The sequence below is a fragment of the Asanoa ferruginea genome, from assembly GCF_003387075.1.
Taxonomy (GTDB): Bacteria; Actinomycetota; Actinomycetes; order Mycobacteriales; family Micromonosporaceae; genus Asanoa; species Asanoa ferruginea.
The window spans coordinates 5,893,361-5,913,409 of the sequence record NZ_QUMQ01000001.1 but is presented as its reverse complement, the minus strand read 5'-3'; the positions used below and the strand labels follow the sequence as shown (position 1 = coordinate 5,913,409).

The 20,049-nt window shown below is 71.0% G+C and carries 14 protein-coding genes; 4 read left to right on the top strand and 10 right to left on the bottom strand.

Going from position 1 to position 20,049, the window contains the following annotated elements:
• Nucleotide 1: 1 nt before the first annotated feature.
• Both DFJ67_RS27665 and DFJ67_RS27660 read right to left on the bottom strand, forming a co-directional pair.
• Entirely contained in the window at nt 2-3,475 is a 3,474-nt protein-coding gene (locus DFJ67_RS27665) for a discoidin domain-containing protein (RefSeq protein ID WP_239097528.1), read from the bottom strand.
• 220 nt (nt 3,476-3,695) lie between these two features.
• Nucleotides 3,696-4,412 (bottom strand): tetratricopeptide repeat protein, encoded by a 717-nt coding sequence (locus DFJ67_RS27660; protein ID WP_116070703.1) that lies wholly within the window; start codon nt 4,410-4,412, stop codon nt 3,696-3,698.
• A gap of 53 nt (nt 4,413-4,465) precedes the next feature.
• Between DFJ67_RS27660 and DFJ67_RS27655 the strand changes: the two genes are divergently transcribed.
• Nucleotides 4,466-4,999 carry an acyltransferase gene (locus tag DFJ67_RS27655; RefSeq protein WP_116070702.1) on the top strand — a complete coding sequence of 178 codons (534 nt, stop codon included), beginning with the start codon at nt 4,466-4,468 and terminating at the stop codon, nt 4,997-4,999.
• 1 nt (nt 5,000) lies between these two features.
• Here the strand turns inward: DFJ67_RS27655 and DFJ67_RS27650 are convergent, their stop codons facing one another.
• Genes DFJ67_RS27650 through DFJ67_RS27640 form a run of 3 tightly spaced genes read right to left on the bottom strand, consistent with a single transcriptional unit; the run spans nt 5,001 to nt 9,206 of the window.
• Entirely contained in the window at nt 5,001-6,284 is a 1,284-nt protein-coding gene (locus tag DFJ67_RS27650; protein WP_116070701.1) for a nucleotide sugar dehydrogenase, read from the bottom strand.
• Between the two features lie 4 nt (nt 6,285-6,288).
• A complete protein-coding gene (locus DFJ67_RS27645) occupies nt 6,289-7,836 on the bottom strand; it encodes a glycosyltransferase family 2 protein (RefSeq protein WP_275407690.1) in 1,548 nt (515 codons plus the stop codon).
• On the bottom strand, nt 7,833-9,206 hold the full coding sequence (locus DFJ67_RS27640; protein ID WP_116070700.1) for a glycosyltransferase family 4 protein: 1,374 nt from the start codon (nt 9,204-9,206) through the stop codon (nt 7,833-7,835). Before DFJ67_RS27640 ends, DFJ67_RS27645 begins: the two co-directional genes overlap by 4 nt.
• Before the next feature lie 163 nt (nt 9,207-9,369).
• Between DFJ67_RS27640 and DFJ67_RS27635 the strand changes: the two genes are divergently transcribed.
• Entirely contained in the window at nt 9,370-10,569 is a 1,200-nt protein-coding gene (locus DFJ67_RS27635) for a glycosyltransferase family protein (protein ID WP_239097677.1), read from the top strand.
• Here DFJ67_RS27635 and DFJ67_RS27630 read toward each other — a convergent pair.
• Nucleotides 10,508-12,010, bottom strand: a complete 1,503-nt coding sequence (locus DFJ67_RS27630) for a glycosyltransferase family 4 protein (protein WP_116070699.1) — start codon at nt 12,008-12,010, stop codon at nt 10,508-10,510. The genes DFJ67_RS27635 and DFJ67_RS27630 overlap by 62 nt on opposite strands.
• 132 nt (nt 12,011-12,142) lie before the next feature.
• Here DFJ67_RS27630 and DFJ67_RS27625 point away from each other — a divergent pair, with 132 nt between their 5' ends.
• Both DFJ67_RS27625 and DFJ67_RS27620 read left to right on the top strand, forming a co-directional pair.
• Nucleotides 12,143-13,507 carry a glycosyltransferase gene (locus DFJ67_RS27625; RefSeq protein WP_239097279.1) on the top strand — a complete coding sequence of 455 codons (1,365 nt, stop codon included), beginning with the start codon at nt 12,143-12,145 and terminating at the stop codon, nt 13,505-13,507.
• On the top strand, nt 13,504-15,639 hold the full coding sequence (locus DFJ67_RS27620; protein ID WP_116070698.1) for a glycosyltransferase: 2,136 nt from the start codon (nt 13,504-13,506) through the stop codon (nt 15,637-15,639). Before DFJ67_RS27625 ends, DFJ67_RS27620 begins: the two co-directional genes overlap by 4 nt.
• Here the strand turns inward: DFJ67_RS27620 and DFJ67_RS27615 are convergent.
• From DFJ67_RS27615 to DFJ67_RS27600, 4 genes are all read right to left on the bottom strand, one after another.
• The gene (locus tag DFJ67_RS27615; RefSeq protein WP_239097278.1) at nt 15,600-17,144 is read right to left on the bottom strand and encodes a glycosyltransferase family 4 protein; all 1,545 of its coding nucleotides are present in this window, start codon (nt 17,142-17,144) and stop codon (nt 15,600-15,602) included. The two genes, DFJ67_RS27620 and DFJ67_RS27615, sit on opposite strands and share 40 nt — an antisense overlap.
• Complete coding sequence (locus DFJ67_RS27610) at nt 17,141-18,133, bottom strand: Gfo/Idh/MocA family protein (RefSeq protein ID WP_116070697.1); 993 nt, start codon at nt 18,131-18,133, stop codon at nt 17,141-17,143. Before DFJ67_RS27610 ends, DFJ67_RS27615 begins: the two co-directional genes overlap by 4 nt.
• Nucleotides 18,130-19,239: a DegT/DnrJ/EryC1/StrS family aminotransferase gene (locus tag DFJ67_RS27605; protein ID WP_116070696.1), complete on the bottom strand. Its 1,110-nt coding sequence runs from the start codon at nt 19,237-19,239 to the stop codon at nt 18,130-18,132. Before DFJ67_RS27605 ends, DFJ67_RS27610 begins: the two co-directional genes overlap by 4 nt.
• A 94-nt stretch (nt 19,240-19,333) precedes the next feature.
• Nucleotides 19,334-19,936 carry a TetR/AcrR family transcriptional regulator gene (locus tag DFJ67_RS27600; RefSeq protein ID WP_116070695.1) on the bottom strand — a complete coding sequence of 201 codons (603 nt, stop codon included), beginning with the start codon at nt 19,934-19,936 and terminating at the stop codon, nt 19,334-19,336.
• Between the last annotated feature and the right edge of the window lie 113 nt (nt 19,937-20,049).

The window sequence follows — 20,049 nt, the reverse complement described above, 5'->3', positions numbered from 1 at the left end:
GTCACACCACCGGCTCGACCCAGATGTTGCGGTAGAAGACGTTCGCGCCGGCGTCGCCGTGGTCCTGTAGGCGGATCTTGCCGGCGGTGGGTCCCTCGGCCGCGCCGGCGCCGGTCGGGCCGTCGATCGCCACGTTGTTGTGCACCGTGACGCCGTTCCACACGACCGTGACCCGGGCGTTCTCCGTCTTGGCGCCGGACGCGTTGAACCGGGCCGCGCGGAAGGTCACGTCGTAGGTCTGCCAGGTCTCCGGCGCGGTCGCGGCGTTGCTGGTGGGCGCGATCTTGTTGTAGATCGACGCGCACTCGTCGATGCCGATCGACGTGTCGCCGAAGGAGTCCAGGACCTGGAGCTCGTAGCGGTCCTGGAGGTAGATGCCACTGTTGGCCCGGGCCTGGCCGGTGACGTTGGCCGGCAGGTTGGGCAGCCAGAACTCGAGGTGCAGCTTGAAGTCGCCGAAGCTCTCCTTGCTGCGGATGTCGCCACCGAGCACCTCGACGCCGCCGTTGCCCAGCGGCCAGGTCACCGCGCTGCCATTGGTCTGCTCGAAGTTGTTCATGTTGGAGCCGTCGAAGAGCACGACCCGGTTCGGGTTGGCTCCCCCGGAGCTGTTGTAGGCCTCGAACTCGTAGATCCGCGCCGCCCCGTTGCCGTCGCTGGCCGGCGTGGTCACGTTTAGGCGCAGATACCGGGCCTGCACGGCGGTGAAGTCGTGCGTGGTGGTGCTGGCCGTGTTGCCGGTCACCGTCGCGACCGTCGTCCACGACGTGCCATTGGTGCTCACCTGGAGGTTGAAGTCGCGGGTGTTCCAGGCGCTGCTCTCACCGCCGGCACCGGCGTGCTTGAGCACGATCCGGCCCACGCTCTGGCTCGAGCCCAGATCGACCTGGAGCCACTTCGTGGCGCCGAGCGAGCACCACTTGTCGGCGTTGCCGCCGGAGACGCTGCCGTTGACGGCCTTGGCCGGCCCCTCCGTGGTGCCACACGAACTGTCGGCGGTAGCGGTCTTGTTCAGCGCGAGGTTGCCGACGGTGCTGGTGCCGCCGTACGCCTCGAGTTCGTAGACCCGCGCCGCCGCGTTGCCGTCGCTGGCCGCGGTGGTGACGTTGATCCGGACGTATCTCGCCTGGGTCGCCGTGATGTTGTGCGTGGTCGTGCTGGCCGTGTTGCCGGTCACCGTCGCGACCGTCGTCCACGTTGTGCCGTTGGTGCTCACCTGGAGGTTGAAGTCGCGGGTGTTCCAGGCGGTGTTCTCCCCACCGGCACCGGCGTGCTGGACGACCAGCTTGTTCACGCTCTGCGTGGCGCCCAGGTCGACCTGGAGCCACTTGCTGGCACCCTGCGAGCACCACTTGTCGAGGTTGCCGTTGGTGACGGTGCCGTTGACGGCGCGCGCCGGGTTCTCGTTGACGGAGCAGGAACTGTCGGCGGTCGCCGGCTTGCCGAGGGCGAGGTTGACCGGCGGCACCTGGCCGGGAATGGCGTTGAGCGTGTACCAGACCTCGGTGCTCCACAGTGACTGGCCGTTGCTGGCCGCGAACGGCCTGGGCGAACGGATGTGCACGACCCGGCCCGCCTTGAGCCCGTTGATCACCAGGGTGACCTTCTTGCCGTCGGAGGAGAGCGTCGCCGACGACACGGTCAGCGTCTCCTCGTCGATCTTCGGGCCGCCGTAGGCGGCGGTCGGCACGTAACGCCACTGCTTCACGCGGTATTTGCTGGCCAGCGCCGTGGCGGTGGCGGCCGACAGCGGCTGGGTGTATTCGATCTCGAACCCGTTGGGCGTGGCCCGGGTCGCGAGCATGTCGAAGTAGTTGGTGCCGTTCGGGGTCAGCTTCTGTAGGCCGTACATCAGCTTGCCGGTCTGGCCCCAGTTGCCGCCGGCGCCGAGGCCACCGACGTAGACCGCGCCGTCCGGGCCGAGGTTGACCTCCGAAATGCCGGCCTCGAGGCCCTGGGTGAGCCGGTAGAGCGCACCCTGGTATTCGCCGTTGACCTTCTCCACGAACGCGCGCTGGAGGCCGCCGTAGGTGACATCACCGATCAGGAACTGTCCGGCGTACGTGCCGCTGGGCATCAACAGCGGCGTGCTGGGCGAGTTGCCGATCTCGTTCTGCGGCAGCCACAGCACCGGCGGTGTCACGGGCGCGTTGTCGAACGGACCCTGCGGGTTGAGGTAGTGGTTGAAGAAGCGGCCCTGCTTGATGTGCAGCAGCTTGGACGCGGGTTGGTAGCCGCCCTGGTTGTCGGTGACGAAAATGCTGTTCTCCGGACCCCAACCGATGCCATGCGGGGTACGCAGCCCGCCGGCCACGTAGGTCCACTGGCCGTTGCTGGCGTTGATCTTCAGCGTGGTGCCCCGGTTGGCGATGCCCTGCGGGTTGGTGGTGTTGCCGCCGTAGTCGATCGACACCGACAGGTTCACGTAGAAGAAGCCGTCCTGGTAGAGCAGGCCGAACGCGAACTCGTGGAAGTTGCCGTCGTAGGGCCAGGTCGCGACCGTCTGGTACTGGTCGGCGACCTCGTCACCAGTGGTGTCCACCAGCCGGGTCAGGCGCGCCTTCTCCGACACGTACACCACGCCGTTGACGACCTTGAGGCCCATCGGCTCCTTGAGGGCGCTGCCGATCCGCTTCGTCGTGATGTTGGCGGGCGAGGTCGCCCCGCCGGTGTTGGACAGGATCCACACCTCGCCGTCCTGGGAGGTGCCGGACTGGTCGCTGCCGCCCCAGGTCGAGATGACGAGGCGGCCGTCGGGCAGCCAGTCCATGCCGGTGACCTTCGGCTGGAAGCCGTTGGGCCGCAGGTTGGTCAGAGTGAAGTTGGGGTGCACGGCGGTGAGCGGAAGGCCGTCGCCGGGCGAGTCGCCGCTCGCCTCGCACTCCTTGCGCCCGGGCGCGGTGACCCGCACGACGCCGGCGTCGGTGCTCAGCACCGAGTTGGGCACCGTCACGAACGAGGTCGAGCCCGGCGTCTGCCACTGCAGGGTCAGCTGCTGCCCGCCACCGGCCTCGAAGAAGTCGATGTTGAGCGAGTGGTAGCCGGTGGTCAGCGCGACGGCGCCGTCCTTGGCGGTCGCGCCGTGCAGCCCGTCATGGTCGATCACGACATTGCCGTCGATGACGAGCCGCGATCCGTCGTCACTGATCAGCCGGAACGTGTAGTTGCCGGCTGTGGTGATGTTGATGTTGCCGATGACCTGGGAGAGGAAGTTGTCCTCCAGGCCGAAGTCGGCGGCTGTCGTCCAGTTGACCGTCGACATCAGCTTGTCGACGTTGGGCGTCTGTGCCGGCTTGAGCGTGCAGATGCTGCTCAACGCGGTCTGTAGGTCGAAGGTCCGCAGGGTCACACCGGGCGTCTGGGGCGGTGGTGCGGCGGCAGCGCTGGTCGCGGGTAGGACAATGCCGGAGACGGTGAGCGCGAGAGCGAGCGCACCCAGGATCGGGATGCGCGCGCGTCGGGACGGGACGGGCACGGTTCCTCCAGGGAGAGCGGGAGACAGCGCTGCACCATCGGGTGCCACGGCCGCTCTGCGCGGCGCACACGGGCAACTGGCGGGCATCGCTGTCGATGTCGTTGGTTGACCCGGCACGCCGAATGCCTGGGGTGGGAACTCTACGATTCATTCATTTCGATGTCCAGATGTTTTGCTGGAACCCGCCGAACTTTTGTCCATACAGCGAAAAGCGAAGCCGCTAGGCGAAGGCGGCGCGGGGGTCAAGGTGCTGGCCCTGGGCGTACTCCTGGGTGAATCGGGCCTCGCCGATGGCGTGCACAGCAGCGGTGCGGACGGCGGCGAGTTCGGCGGCGTCGTCGGGGTCCGGCACCTGGCCAAGAGCCGCGAAGGCCGCGTCCGCGAGGCCGACCATCCGGGCCGCGCGGTGCTGGTCGCCCTCGGCCGAGGCGAGAGCGGCGCCGGCCACGCAGACATAGGGCACGAAGTCGTCCCAGCCCTCCCGGAAGACCCGCTCGCGGCTGGCGGCCCACAGGTCCCGCGCCGCGTCGAGGTTGCCCAGTCCCAGCTCGCAGAACGCCAGGTTGTGCCGCTCCGAGTTGACCACCTCGGGGCGGCCCAGCGACTCGTTGAGCGCGATGTTCTCCAGGTAGAGCTCGCGCGCCCGGGTCAGGTCGCCGGACATCCTGGTCACCGCGGCCAGCACGTGCCTGGGCCGTTCCGGGAGGGCGCGGTCGCCGGAGCGCAGCGCCACCGCGAGCGCCTCCTGCGCACGGGCCGCGGCGCCGGCCAGGTCGCCGCCGCGCAGGGCGACGCGGGCGAGGCTGTAACGGGCCTCCACCTCGCCGGCCAGATCGCCGGCCGCCCGGGCCCGGTCGATCTCGGCGCGGCTCATCGCCACGACGGCGTCGGTCTCGCCGCGCCGGAAGGCCGACCGCACGTCGTCGCTGAAACTCACCGGCAGGACCCTAGCTGATGGTGCCGTCCGGGCGGCACCTATCGTCGGGCGGCATGAACACTGACGCCATGTCTGAGGTCTTCGTCCACCCCACCGCCGAGGTGGACGAGGGAGCCACGATCGGTGCCGGCACGAAGGTGTGGCACCTGGCCCACGTCCGCTCGACCGCGACGATCGGGGCCAACTGCGTGATCGGCCGCAACGTCTACGTCGACGCCGGTGCGGTGGTCGGCGACCTGGTGAAGATCCAGAACAACGTCTCGGTCTACCACGGGGTCACGATCGAAGACGAGGTGTTCGTCGGCCCGTGCGCGGTCTTCACCAACGACCTGCGGCCCCGGGCGCAGAACCCGGATTGGGAGATCACCCCCACTGTCGTACGCCGTGGTGCCTCGATCGGCGCGAACGCGACGCTGGTGTGCGGTGTCGAGATCGGCGAGTACGCCATGGTCGCGGCCGGCTCGGTGGTGACCCGGAGCGTCGAGCCCTACCAGCTCGTGGCCGGCAACCCGGCCCGGCCGAAGGGTTGGGTCGACGCCGCGGGCCAGGTCGTCTCCCGTGAACCGCGGCGGCCGGCGAACGCCTGACTCACGCCCCGATGACGATCCGCCGCACCCCGTCCCACCGGGCGGGGTCGGTCACCCGCCGGCCGTCGACCAGCACCCGCACCCCGGGCAGGTCGGCGGCGGCCAGGGTCCGGTATTCGGCGTGGTCGGCCTGGATCACGGCGGCGGTGACCGGCTGGCCCTCGTGCGGCGGCAGGCCGTCTGCGATGAGCTCGTCGGTGGTGTACATCGGGTCGGCGACGTAGGGCACGGCGCCCCGGGCCCGCAGCGCCTCGACGGCCGGGAAGACGCCGGAGAACGCCGTCTCCTTGACCCCGCCGCGGTAGGCGGCACCCAGCACCAGCACATTGGCGCCGGTCAGGTCGCCGTAGGCGTCGGCGAGCAGCGAGACCGCGTACGCCGGCATGTCGGCATTGGCTTCCCGCGCGGCCCGGACGACGGTCGCGTCCGGGTCGTTCCACAGATACATCCGCGGGTAGATCGGGATGCAGTGCCCGCCGACCGCGATCCCGGGCTGGTGGATGTGGCTGTATGGCTGCGAGTTGCAGGCCTCGATCACCTTGGTGACGTCGATCCCGGCGGTGCCGGCGAACCGGGCGAACTGGTTGGCCAGCGCGATGTTGACGTCGCGGTAGGTGGTCTCGGCGAGCTTGGCCATCTCCGACGCCTCGGCCGAGCCGAGGTCCCACACCCCGTTGGGCCGGGGAAGATCGGCGCGGTCGTCGAAGTCGAGGACCGACTCGTAGAACGCGACGCCCCGCGCGGCCGACGCGGCGTCGATGCCACCGACCAGCTTCGGGTATTTGCGCAGGTCGGCGAAGACCCGGCCGGTGAGCACCCGCTCCGGGCTGAAGACCAGGAAGAAGTCGCTGCCGGCGGTCAGGCCGGAGCCCTCGGCGAGCATCGGCGCCCATCGGTCGCGGGTGGTGCCGACGGGCAGCGTCGTCTCGTAGCTGACCAGCGTGCCGGGCCGCAGGCCGGCGGCGATGGCCCGGGTCGCGTCGTCCATCCAGCCGAAGTCGGGAATGCCGTCGGCGTCGACGAACAGCGGAACGACGACGACCACCGCGTCGGACTCGGCGACGGCCGCCGCGGTGTCGGTGGTGGCCGTGAGCAGGCCAGCCGACACCGCCGTGCCGAGCGCGGCGTCGAGGCCGGCCTCGCCGGGGAACGGTGCCACCCCGTCGTTGACCAGGTCGACCACCCGCTTGGAGGTGTCGGCGCCGCGGACCCGGTGACCCTTCGACGCGAACTGCACGGCCAGCGGGAGGCCGATCTTCCCCAGAGCGACGACGCAGATGTTCACGGGCCTACCTTCCTACACGGAGCCCAGCGCGCTTGAGGTGGGCCACCACCCGGCGAACGCTCAACGGAGTCACCCCGATGATGACCTGGCCAAGCGGGTCGACGCTGACGGCCACCAGGTAGGGGCGGGCGCCCCGGCGGCGGATCACGGGGGTGGGTGCCCTGAAGCCGGGGGCGCGCAGCAGCGCGGTGGCCGGGCCGACAGCGGCCTTGATCGCCCGGCGCTCCCCGGCCGCCGAACTGGTGGCGAGCAGTTCGTTGGCGGACAGCCGGGCGTGCACCCGGGTGCCGTCGCCGTCGCGCGTCACGACCGCGGCCGCGCTGACGCCGCCGGCGCTGAGCACCACCGGTTCGGCCACGTCGGTGCGGGGGCTGCGGCCGCTGATCACCAGCGCGCGGCCCTGCGGGCCGCGTTCCCAGGCGACGGTGGTGGCGTCGAACTTGGCCCGCCAGTCCCGCGTCGCTGTCACGTCGAAGCATCCGTCGGGCGGCCCGCCTGCGGAGCGGAAACCCGGGTAGGCCGCGTAGGACCGGTCGCCTTCGATCACCGTGACCGGCACGCCGACCTCGGCGTCCTGGCGGATGACGGCGAGGAGCGCGTCGACGTCGCCGTGCGCGGCGACCGCGAACCGCACCCTCGACTCGACGTCGAGCTGCGCGCGGATGCCCTCGGTGAGGTGGCCGCGCACCAGCGCGCCGACGCCGGCGACGAGCGTCTCCTGGTCGGCGCGATCGAGCCGGCGGAACTCGTCGCCGACGAGCTTGGCCAGCTCCCAGCGGAAGTGCCGGACCAGCACGGCGTCGCGCTGGTCGCCGGCCGGCACGAGCGCCGCGACATACTCGACGAGCTGCGCCAGCGCGTCCAGCCGCACGCTCTGCCGGCTGCCGTAGGTGATGTTGCCGGAATCGAGCCGGCGCACCGCGTAGTAGTAGTCGTAGTCGGCCCGCACCGAGATCCGCTGGGCGTGGAACAGCGCCGCCAGGGTGAACGGCTGGTCGCTGAGCACCGGCATGCCCTCGGGGAAGCGGACACCGTGCTTCTCGATCAGGGCGCGGCGGAACAGCTTGGTGTTGGCCAGTGCGTAGGGCAGCCCGGAGTCGAACAACCCGATGTGGTCGGCGTCGGCGGCGAACACCGTCTGGTCGACGTGCCGGCTGTTGACGCCGACGACGCGGCCGAGCACGACGTCCGAGCCGAGCCGGTCACCGGTGGCGACGAGGCGTTCGAGAGCCTCAGGACCGAGGTAGTCGTCGGCGCCGAGGAAGAAGACGTAGCGGCCGGTTGCCCGGTCGAGGGCCCGGTTGCTCGGCGCTGCCGGGCCGCCCGAGTTGGGCTGGCGGAGCACCGTGACGAGGCCGGGGTGGAGCCGGGCGAAGCGCTCGAGCTCGGCGGAGCTGCCGTCGGTTGAACCGTCGTCGACCGCGATGACCTCGAGCTGGTCGGGCCCGATGGTCTGTGCGGCAAGGGATTCGAGGCAGCGGGTGAGGTAGGGCATCGTGTTGTAGACCGCGAGGACGACCGTCACCGCCGGCGGTGGCGGCGTCTCGGTCACGACGCTCCCCCGCGGGCCGGCGCCAGGTCTGGCAGCAGGTCGCGATAGAGGTCGTCGAGCACGGCCGCCTGGCGTTCCCAGGTCCAGGAATCCAACAACTCCGGATCCTCATAGGCCGCCCGATAACGACCCCGATCCGCCAACACCAACCCAACCGCACGCACAAAATCGTCCAGGTCCTCCGACCGGAACACCTCACCAATACCCGCCGCACGCACCGCATCCGCCATCGTCCGCACATCCGACACAACCATCGGCAACCGCGCATGCGCATACTCAAAAAACTTGGTAATCAACGCAATCTCATGATTCGGCCACCGATGAATCGGAATCACCCCGACATCAGCCCCCGACAACAAACCCACCACCCGGTCATGCGCCACATACGGCAACACATGCAACCGACCACCCACACCGAGGACCTCCGCACGGGCCACCAACCCCCGCACATAACCATCGGACGGCGCGTTCACCACCAACGCGACATGCACCCCGCCCAACCTCGGCAACGCCTCCACCATCAAATCCAAACCACGCTGCACCGCCGCCGCACCGCTGTAAACCACCAACGGAACCCCGACCCCAACCCCACACAACCCCCGCAGATCCGGACCCACACCCTCCGAACCCGCCGCCAAAGGCGCGTTAAGCACCACCGTCGGCAACGACGCCAACCCATGCTCCACACGCAACAACTCCGCCAACCCACCCGACACCGTCACCACCGCATCCGCAAACCGCGCGTACTCCCGCTCATGGGCGAGGTGTGCGGGCAGCCAATGGGCGTCGTCGCGGCGTGGCTTGATCCCGGGCAGGAACTCGTGCGCGTCCCAGACCAGCTTGACCTCACGGCCCGCCGCCGCGGCGCGGGTCTTGGCGCGGGCACCGACGCCGACCATCCGGAAGTCGTGTGCGTGGATCAGATCCGGCTCGAGTTGGTCGACGACCGGGCCGAAGACCTCTTCGTAGTCCCACAGCGCCGGCTCGAGCCGCCGCCACGCGGCGTCGCCGCTGACCCGCGTCCAGAACCTGGTGCGCGCGCGGTCGTATGGCTGGTAGGCGCGGCGGGCGGCGGCGACAGCGATCGAACGGGCGCCCCGGGGCTTGGCGGCCGGAGCGGCAGCGGCGGCGACATTCTTCGACGTGGCCGTCGGACGCTTGAGGAGCCGATGGGCGAGGCGGCGCAAGGCGGAGGCCCGCAGGAGCGGGTCGGGCATCGGCAGCAGCCGGACCTCGGCGGCGCCGATCTGCCAGGTCTCGGGACCGGCGGGCGACTTGCCGAGAAGCACGACCTCCCAGCCCGCGTCGGCCGCCGACCGGGCCACCTTCTGCACTCTTGAGTCACCGTGCACGCCGTTGTCGACCAACATGACAACGCGTCGACGGCCGCCACGGCGCACACTGGCGGCATCTGCTGCCATACCGGTCTTTTCGCCTTCCGAGGGCACGGTGAGGGCCACCGCGATCGTCGTGAGATTACCAAGATGTTGCGGGTCATCGTCAATGCGAGCGAAACGGCTAGGGTTTGTGCCCATGGCCGCACCGACCACCGTAGACAGCGATGCACGCACGGCGCCAGCCGAGCCGCCGCCCGCCCGCTCCTGGCGTGACCGCGCCCGCTCGGCCGGGTCGGCCGCCGCGCCCGCGATCCTCGGCTACCTGGTCGTCCGCTGCGTTGGCATCCTGTTCCTCTGGGTGATGGCCCACCGGCAAGGCACCGACCTGAGCTGGCTGCTCGCCGGCCGGTTCGACGCCACCGCCTACCGCAAGATTGTCGACGTCGGCTACGACCCCGCCATCCCGGTCGGTGTCGACGGCAGCCTGCGACCTTCCAACCTGGCGTTCTTTCCGCTGTTCCCGGCGTTGACGCAGGTCGTGACCTGGGTGCCGACGGTGGGTTCGCTCGGTGCGGCGCTGGTCGTCTCGTGGCTCTCGGCCATCGCCGCCGCCTGGGGCATCTATGCCATCGGTGTGCGGCTGTGGTCGCAGACCACGGGCATCCTGCTGGTCATCCTCTGGGGCGTGCTACCGCACGCGCTGGTGGAGAACATGGGCTACAGCGAGTCGCTGTTCACCGCCCTGGCCGCCTGGTCGCTCTACGCGCTGCTGCGCGAGCGCTGGCTCACCGCCGGCGTGCTGTGCCTGCTCGCCGGCCTGACCCGACCGGTCGCCGTGGCGCTGATCGCCGCGGTGGGGATCAGCGCGATCGTGGCGATCGTGCGGCGCCGCGACGGGTGGCGGCCCTGGGTCGCCGGTGCCATCGCCCCGATCGGCTACCTGGGCTTCCTCGCCTGGGTCGGCGCGCGGTTGGGCCGCTGGGACGGCTACTTCTATATGCAGCGGGAAGGCTGGCGCGTCTCGTTCGACGGTGGCGCCGACACGGTCCGCACCTTCGCCAAAGTGCTGACCCAGACCAACCAGCAACTCGAGTTGTACGTGATCGTCTTCTCGGTCTTCGCCGCGGTGGTGCTCCTCGCGCTCCTACTCGCGCAGCGCCCGCCGCTGCCGATCGTCGTCTACACCGTGGTGATGCTGGTCTTCCTCGCCGGCGCGGCCGGCGGCCAGCAGGGCAAGGCGCGCTACCTGATCCCGGTCTTCACCCTGCTGCTGCCACTGGCGGCCGGCCTGACCAAGGCACTCAACAGCACGAAGGTGATCGTGCTGGTGGCGCTCACCCTCGGGTCGGCGTGGTATGGGACGTATCTGACGCTGGTGTGGAAGTGGTCGCCGTAGGCGCCAGCCGGGCGTAGACGGATTCGTCGAGGATCGCGAACTGGCGTTCCCAGGTCCAGGAATCCAACAACTCCGGATCCTCATAGGCCGCCCGATAACGACCCGGATCCGCCAACACCGACTCCACCGCACGCACAAAATCGTCCAGGTCCTCCGACCGGAACACCTCACCAATACCCGCCGCACGCACCGCATCCGCCATCGTCCGCACATCCGACACAACCATCGGCAACCGCGCATGCGCATACTCAAAAAACTTGGTAATCAACGCAATCTCATGATTCGGCCACCGATGAATCGGAATCACCCCGACATCAGCCCCCGACAACAAACCCACCACCCGGTCATGCGCCACATACGGCAACACATGCAACCGACCACCCACACCGAGGACCTCCGCACGGGCCACCAACCCCCGCACATAACCATCGGACGGCGCGTTCACCACCAACGCGACATGCACCCCGCCCAACCTCGGCAACGCCTCCACCATCAAATCCAAACCACGCTGCACCGCCGCCGCACCGCTGTAAACCACCAACGGAACCCCGACCCCAACCCCACACAACCCCCGCAGATCCGGACCCACACCCTCCGAACCCGCCGCCAAAGGCGCGTTAAGCACCACCGTCGGCAACGACGCCAACCCATGCTCCACACGCAACAACTCCGCCAACCCACCCGACACCGTCACCACCGCATCCGCGAACGATGCGTACTCCCGCTCGTGCGCCTGGATCGCCGGGTTCCAGCGGGCGTTGTGCGGTAGCGGTCGGATGCCCGGCACGAATTCGTGCGCGTCCCACACCAACTTGACCTGACGGCCCGCCGCCGCCGCGCGGGTCTTGGCGCGGGCACCGACGCCGAGCATGCGGAAGTCGTTGGCGTGGATGAGATCGGGCTTCAACTCGTCGATCACCGGGCCGAAGGCCAACTCGAAGTCCCACAGGTGCGGCGCGAGCCGCCGCCAGGCGCGGTCCCCAAGGGTGGCCTGCCAGAACCTGGTCACCGCGCGGTCCCAGGGGCCGTGGAACGTGCGGGGCTTGCGGTTGAGCTGCCAGTAGCGGAACGAGACCCACCGGCTGGTCACCTTGGCCAGCGCCGACTCGACGCTCAGCCGGAGCTTGGCCGCGCCGGAGCGGGTGCCGAGCGCCCGGCGGAACCGCAGGTCGGCCTGCCACGCCTTGACCTTCTGGGCGCGGATGGCGGCGATGCCGGTGGGCGGGTAGCCGAGCGGGCCGCGCAGCCAGCGCCGCCGGGTGGTGTGCGACCCCTTGGCCAGCGGGGACGGCGTCGGGATGAGGCGCACCTCCGCGCCGCCGAGCTGCCACGTCTCCGCGGCGCCGCGGCCGAGCAGCACGACGTCCCAGCCCGCTGCGGCGGCCGAAGCGGCCGTCTTCTGCACCCGCGAGTCGCCGTGCACACCGTTGTCGACCAGCATGACGATGCGTCCGCGACCGGTGGGCTTCATCGCAGGGGCTCCTGACGCTCAGTGACGGTGGTTTGTGGTCATCACACGGGCTCGGCGGTCGGCTACTGTAACGTACCGTCGTCTACCCGGGCAGGATCATCAGTGTCGACCCGCAGTGCCAGTGACCTCGTTCGCCGGTCTCCGACGCGGCCAGGCGGGTCCCGGCCGCACGTCATCTACCTGGCCATCGGGTTCCCGCCGGCGGCCAAGAGCTCGGCATACCGGATGCGCGAGACGGCCAACCAGTTCGCCGCCGCGGGTTGGGACGTCACCGTCGTCACGATCCGGCAGGAGGCGTGGGAGCGCGAATACGGTCTCGACCACACGCTGAGTGCCGGCGTCGACCCCCGCATCGAGATCGTCGAACTGCCGCTGGAGCGGGTCGACCTGGAGACCGACATCCGGCGCTTCTCGGCGGCCCGGTCGCTGCGCCCCCGCGAGTGGATCTACGAACAGCGCCAGCAGGCGCTCAAGCTCTTCCCGGAGCCCGTCTTCGGCGGTTGGCGGCCGGCGTTGGAGCAGGCCGTCCTGCGGCTGCACAAGCAACGGCCGGCCAACCTCCTGGTGGCCACCTGCGTGCCCTACGTCAACCTGGCCGCGACCTGGCGGCTGTGGGAGGAGCACCGGGTGCCCTACGTCGTCGACTTCCGCGACGGCTGGTCGGTCGACGTCATCAACGGCGGCGAAGCCTTCACCCGCGACTCGGTGGCCGGCCAGTGGGAGGCCAAGCTGCTGGCCGACGCCACGGCCTTCTGGTGCGTCAACGAACCGATTGCGGGCTTCTACCGCGACCGCTACCCGGAGGTGGCGGAGCGGGTGCGGGTGGTGCGCAACGGCTTCGACCGGGACAGCATCCCGCCGCAACCACATCGGGCCGATCCGGCCGCCGGCCTCACCTTCGGCTACCTCGGCGCGCTCAACCTGCCGCTGCCGTTGCTGGAGGCGACGCTCGAGGGCTGGCGAACGGCGCGCGACAGTGAGCCGCTGCTGGCCGGCGCCCGCTTCGAGGTGCGCGGGCACGTCGGCGCCGGCTGGGCCCGGGAGGACAATCCGCACATGGAGGCGTTGAAGGCGGCCGGCGTCGACGGGGTCACCTTCGGCGGCCCGGTGCCCAAGGCCGAGGTCGCCGCGACCTACGCGCGGTGGGACGGCCTGGCCTTCATGGTCACCGGCGGGCAATACATGACCTCCGGAAAGGTCTACGAGTTCATGGCGACCGGCCTACCGATCGTCTCGGCACACGAGGCCGAGCACGACGCGTCCACGGTGCTCGCCGACTATCCACTGTGGGCGGGTCCAGCCACAGTGGAGGCCGCCGGCATCGCGGAGTCCTTCCGCCGGGCCGCCCGGCTGGCCGTCGACACCAGCGACACCGACCGGGCCGCCGCCCGCGCGTCGGCCGACCGATACGCCCGTGACACCCAGCTGGAGCCGGCCGTGCGCGACGTCACCGAGCTCGTCCGATGACCGACGTGCTGCTCGTCGCCGGCGCCGTCCCGACCCGGCCGACCGTGCTCGTCGAGGCGCTGACCAAGCTGCGCGAGCGGGGCGCGAAGGTTTACCTGGCCTGCGACTTCGACCCGGGCCGACTGGGCGGCGCCGCGGAGCTGGCCGAGATCCGGCGGCTGGGCACGGCCAAGGGCCCGGTCTTCAGCAACCTGGTGCGCGGCGCCACCCCGCCGGTGAAGGTCTGGCTCCGCGCCTCACGCGACCGCTGGGTCCGCGAGCACGCGCGGTCGGCGGAGGTCATCGTCGCGCTCGACAACAACGCCGTGCACACGGTGTGGCAACTGGCCCACCGCAACCGGCGGGCCGACGCGGTGTTCGGGCTGACCCCGGCGCTCAAGGCCGTCGACGACCGGCTGGCCAACCCGATCCGGCCCGGCTGGCGGGCCGCCCTCCCGTCGGCTCCGTCTCCGCGGCTGGTCGCCAGCGACGCGGCGCGCCGCGCCGGTGCCGTGGCCCGGCTCGCCGGGCTGGTCGCGACCGGCAGCCGGGCGATGCGGATCCGCCCGGTGCGGAAGATGTGGGCGGTCGCGGCCGCGGCGCCCGGCGTCCCGGAGCGGCGCCGGGCCGCGTTGGCCCGCCGGCTCCAGGCCAGCATGCTCAACGCCGGCCAGCCGGGCAGCGCGCTGGCCATGGCCGAGCGGGTCGTGCCGCTGGTGACCGACCCGCGCACGAGGGCCGAACTGCTCGGCCCGGCCGCCGACCGCGACCTCGCCGCCGGCCGCGTCCCCGCCTCGCTGCACGACGTGGTCGAGGGCGAGCTGGCGCGCGCCGAGTTGCTGCGCGCCGGCACCCACCCGATCAAGGCACCACCGGTCGTCGGCCGCGCCTTCGACCTGCTCTTCCACCGGGTCCTGCACTTCGACAGCCTGTCGTCGCCGCTGAGCGACGATCCCGAGCAGTTCCTGGCGCCGCTTCACGAGAGCGCGATCGGGCGCCGGTTCGCCAGCCCGTCCGGGCGCGGCGCCAAGGCCGAGCCGGCCACCGGTCGCCCGCCCCGGGCGCTGTTCCTGACCGGCCTCAACGACAACTTCCTCACCCCGATCCGGGAACGCTACGAGGCGATGCCGGAGGTGGAGACGCGCAGCCTCGACATGTCGCCGGGCACCCCGGTGCGCACGTTCCTCAACAACGGGCGCGCGAAGCTGATCGCACACCGGCTCATGGGCGACTCGAAATACGCCCGGGAGGCGCAGGAGCTGTTCGGCCCGGGCCTGGAGTGGGCCGACACGGTCTTCGTCGACTGGTGCGCGGTGCCGGCCGGCCTGCTAAGCCTCGTCGACCCCGGAACGACGCGGGTCGTCGTACGCCTGCACAGCTTCGAGGCCTTCACCTGGTGGCCGCACCTGGTCGACTTCTCCCGGGTCGACGACCTGGTCTTCGTCTCCGACCACCTGCGCGACCTGGTGGTGGCCGCGGTGCCCCGGCTACGTGGTCCCGACGCGCCGCGCCTGCACGTGCTGACCAACGCGATGGATCTGCGCGCCTACCCCGCGGAGAAGACGCCGGACGCCCGCTTCACCCTCGGCCTGGTCGGCATCAGCGCGATCGCCAAAGACCCGCGCTGGGCGATCGAGGTGCTGCGCCTGCTGCGCGCCCACGACGAGCGCTACAACCTGGTGCTGGTCGGCAAGGAGCCGAGCGCCGACGTGAGCGCGGCGGCGAAGGCCTACTGCACGGCGTTCGAGCGCGAGGTCGTCGAGTTGGAGGCGCAGGGCGCCGTGCGCCGGCTGGGCCAGCGCGACGACGTCCCGAAGGTGCTCACCGAGGTCGGCGTCATCCTCAGCACCTCGGTGCGGGAGAGCTTCCACTGCGCGCTGGTCGAGGGTGCGGCCAGCGGTGCCGTCCCGGTCGTGCGCGACTGGCCGTTCTTCGCCGGCCGCGCCCACAGCGCCCGCACGGTGTTCCCCGACGACTGGGTGGTCGGCACGCCCGCCGAGGCCGCGGCCCGGATCCTGGAGCTGACCGCGACCGACGACGGGTGGCGCGAGGCCGGCCGGGCCGCCGCCGAGCACGCGCTGGCAACCTGGGACTGGTCGGTGGTGCAGCCGACCTACGACCCGCTCTTCCTGCCGCCCATCAGCTCGACGTAGCTCTCGTCGAGCACCCGGGTCTGCGCTTCCCAGGTCCACGCCTCCAGCAGCGCGGGCTTGTCGTAGGCGGCCCGGTAGCGCTGCGGGTCGGCGAGAACGGCGCGCACGGCACGGACGTAGTCGTCGACATCGCCGGCCGTGAAGACCTCGCCCTGGCCGGTGGCCCGGGTGGTCTCGGCCATCGTGCGCACGTCGCTGACCACGATCGGCAGCCGGGCGTGCGCGTACTCCAGGAACTTGGTGATCAGAGCCAGTTCGTGGTTGAGGTTGTGCAGGATCGGCACGACACCCACGTCGGCCGCGGCCAGGAACTCGGCGACCTGCCAGTGCGGCACATAGGGCAACAGGTGGACGCGGTCGGCGACGCCGAGCGCTACCGCGCGCTCGCGCAGCGCGTCGGCGGCCGGAACGCTGACGCTGGGGTGCAGCGTCACGAGCGCGATGTGCGCGTCGGGCAACTGTGGCAGCGCGTCGACCATCACGTCGACGCCGCGGGACGGGTTGACGGCGCCGCTGTAGACGAGCAGCGGCGTGCCCGGACCGACCCCGCAGAGGGCGCGCAGGTCGGGCGTGGGGATGCTCGGGTCCTTCTCCGGCGGGTCGGCGGCGGGGGCGTTGAGCACGACCCGCGGCCGGGACGCCAGCCCGTGGGTCTCCTGGAGCAGGTCGGCGAGGGTGTCGGAAACGGTCACGACCGCGTCGGCGGCCGGCGCGTACTCCGCCACGTAGGACACCTGGCCCGGCAGCCAGCGCGGGTTGTCCGGCCGGCCGTTGATCCCGGCGACGAACTCGTGCGCGTCCCAGAGCAGGCGGGTGTCGCGGCCCACCGCCCGCGCCCGCATCCGGGCCCGGACGCCGACGCCGACCATCCGGAAGTCGTGCGCGTGGATGATGTCGGGCGCCAACGCGTCGATCACCGGCGCGAACGCGATCTCGTAGTCCCACAGGCCGGGGTCGAGCCGGCGCCAGGCCCGGTCGCCGAGCAGCTTCTGCCAGGCCGCGATCGACAGCCTGGTCAACGGTGTGGCCGGGTTTTCCCGGGCGGCCTTCAGCCGGCGCAGCTCACGGGCCCGGAAGCGGACCCAGAGGCTGGTCGCCTTCGCCAGCGCCCGCAGCGGGGTGAGCACGGCCTTGCCGGACACCTCGCGCAGCCGACCACCGGCAACCTCCAGGGCCGTCCAGCGCTCGCGCAGCGCGGCCTGCCGGGCCTTGATCTTCTGGATCCGGTAGCCGGCCTGGTAGCCCGGCGGGTAGGCCAGCGGGCGTCGCAGGGAGCGCTGGAACTCGGTGGGGCGCCGCCCGAGGCCGCGGCCGACCCGCAGCAGCCGCACCTGCGCGTCGCCGATCCGCCAGGTCTCCTGCGGTGAGCCGCCGCCGAGCACGCCGAGCAGGACGACGTCCCAGCCCAGGTCGGCGGCCGATCGGGCGGCCTTCTGCACACGCGAGTCGCCGACGACACCGTTGTCGACGATCATCACCACGCGGCCGCGGGTCGGTGACGTCATAGCGAGACGGTAACGCCACGCTTGGCCGAGTCGAGCACCGCCGCCGACACCTCGACCGTACGCAGGGCCTGGCGCAACGTGACGATGTCGCTCTGCTTGCCCTCCACCGCGTCGCGGAACCGCTCGTGCTCGACGAGCAGCGGCTCCCGCTTCGGTATCGCGTAGCGGATCATGTCGCCCTCGGCGACGCCGCGGAACGCGCGCAGCGCCTCCCACTCCGTGCCGAACGCGCCGTTGGCGTAGAACGTCAGGTCGGCCGTGAGCGTGTCGGCGATGAAGCAACCCCGGTCGCCGGTGACCACAGTGGACCGCTCCTTGAACGGGCTGAGCCAGTTGACGAGGTGGTTGACGATCGTGCCGTCGGCGAGCCGCCCGGTCGCGGCGACCATGTCCTCGTGCTGCCGGCCGCTGCGGAACGCGGTGTGCGCCGAGATCGAGGTGTAGGCCTGCCCGGTCACCCAACTGGTCAGGTCGATGTCGTGGGTGGCGAGGTCCATCACGACGCCCACGTCGGCGATCCGATGCGGGAACGGGCCCTGCCGCCGGGTGACGACCTGGAGCACCTCGCCGAGCTCACCGGCCTCCAGCCGCGAGCGCAGGCTCTGCAACGCGGGGTTGTAGCGCTCGATGTGACCGACACCCGCGACCAGCCCGGCCGACTCGAACGCCTCGACCAGCCGGCGCCCGGCCTCGACGCTCGGCGCCAGCGGCTTCTCGATCAGCGCGGCGACACCGCCGGCGGCGAGCTCGAGGCCGACCTCCTCGTGCAGGCCGGTCGGGCACGCGACCACCGCGTAGTCGACGCCGAGCGCGACGAGTTCGGCGACCGTCGAGAGCACCGGCAGGTCGCGCACCGAGCCGGCGGCGTCACCGGCCGGGTCGACGACGGCCACCAGGTCGACGCCGTCGAGCCCGCGCAGGACCCGGGCGTGGTTGCGGCCCATCGCACCGAGACCGATCAGGCCGGCGCGCAACGTGTTGGCGCTCATCGGGCACCCGCCGTGCCGTTGGTCGCCTCCGCGATCCGGTCGAGCTCCGCCGGCGTCAGCGTCGGGAACACCGGCAGGGAGAGCACCTCGGCCGCGGCCCGCTCGGTCTCCGGCAGATCCCACGGGCCGGGCCTGCCGTCGGCGCCGAGGTAGGGCTTGAGCCGGTGGATCGGCGTCGGGTAGTAGACCGCGCTGCCGACGCCCTGGGCCTTGAGGTGGGCCTGCGCCGCGTCGCGGTCGCCCCGCACCCGCACCGTGTACTGGTGGTAGACGTGCTGCGCGCCGTCGGCCACCGGCGGGACGGTGCACGCGGTGATCCGCGAGTCGAGCACCTTGGCGTTGGCCCGCCGCTGCTCGGTCCAGCCGGCGAGCTGGGTGAGCTGCACCCGGCCGATCGCCGCGGCCACATCGGTCAGGCGCATGTTGGCGCCGACGATCTCGTTGGCGTAGCGCTGCTCCATGCCCTGGTTGCGCAGCAACCGCAGGGTGCGCGCGAGCCCGGCGTCGGCGGTGGTGATCATGCCGCCCTCGAGCGAGTGCATGTTCTTGGTCGGGTAGAAACTGAAGCATCCGGCGAGCCCGAACGCTCCCACCGGCTTGCCGTGCAACGCCGCGCCGTGCGCCTGTGCCGCGTCTTCGACGACGGCGATGCCGTGCCGCTGTGCCAGCTCCATGATGCGGTCCATCGCCGCGGGCTGGCCGTAGAGGTGGACCGGCATGACGGCGGCGGTGCGCGGGGTGATCGCGGCCGCGATGGCGTCAGGGTCGATGCAGAAGCTGGCCGGCTCGATGTCGGCGAAGACCGGCGAGGCGCCGACCAGGCGGATGGCGTTGGCGCTGGCGGCGAACGAGAACGAGGGGACGATCACCTCGTCGCCAGGACCGATGCCCATGCCCAGGAGGGTGAGCTGGAGCGCGGAGGTGCCGGAGTTGACGGCGACGCAGTGCCGGCCGTCGACGATCTCGGCGAACTCCTGCTCGAACGCGGCGACCTCGGGTCCTTGAACCACCATTCCGCTGCGTAGCACGCGGACGGCCGCTTCGATCTCACGCTCACCGATCACCGGTCGGGCCGGCGGGATCGGGTCCTGACTGGAATTGGTCATGAATGGGTTCCTTCTGGACGAACCCGGTTGAGGGGCGGGTGGTTCGACCGGGGCACCGACCCTAACCTGTCGCGCTACGCGGCGCGAAAGACCATCACGTCTCCGCGGACAGCGCTGCCAGGGTGGCGTCGGCCAGCTTGGACAGATCGTCGGGCGTCAGCGGGAGCCGCGCGATCGCCAGCCGCCAGTAGAGCGGACCGACGACCAGGTCGACGGCGAGGTCGGCGTCGGTGTCGGCCGGCAGTTCGCCGCGCTCGATCGCGCGGTTGATCAGGCGTACGCCGACCTCGTCCTGGACCGTCCGTCGCGCGCGGTCGAGCGCGGCGGCGATGTCGGGGTCGCGGCCGGTCTCGGCCAGCAGGTCAGGGATGATCTGGGAGGCCAGCGGGTGGCGCAGCGCCTCGGCCAGAATCTGGAGGACGAGCCGCAGGTCACCGCGCAGGCTGCCGGTGTCGGGCAGCGAGAGCTTGCGGCCGGCGACCTCGGTCACCACCTCGAGCACCATGTCGAGTTTGGCGTTCCAGCGCCGGTAGACCGCGGTCTTGGCCACGCCGGCCCGCCGGGCCACCGCTTCGATCGAGAGTCGCCCGTAACCGTTGGCCGCCAACTCCTCGAGCAGGGCGCGCCGCAGGGCGGTGGTGATGTCACCCCGCAACACCGCGGCGCCCGCCACGGAGCGTCTATTCTCGATCGTCATCGAGGCAATATAGCGCAGCGACGGTACGGTTGCGTCGCGACGTACGCGCGGTTAGCCTCTGCTGATGTCGACGGGGCTTGCGCCCGAGTCGCGACGTCCATGACCGTTTTCGC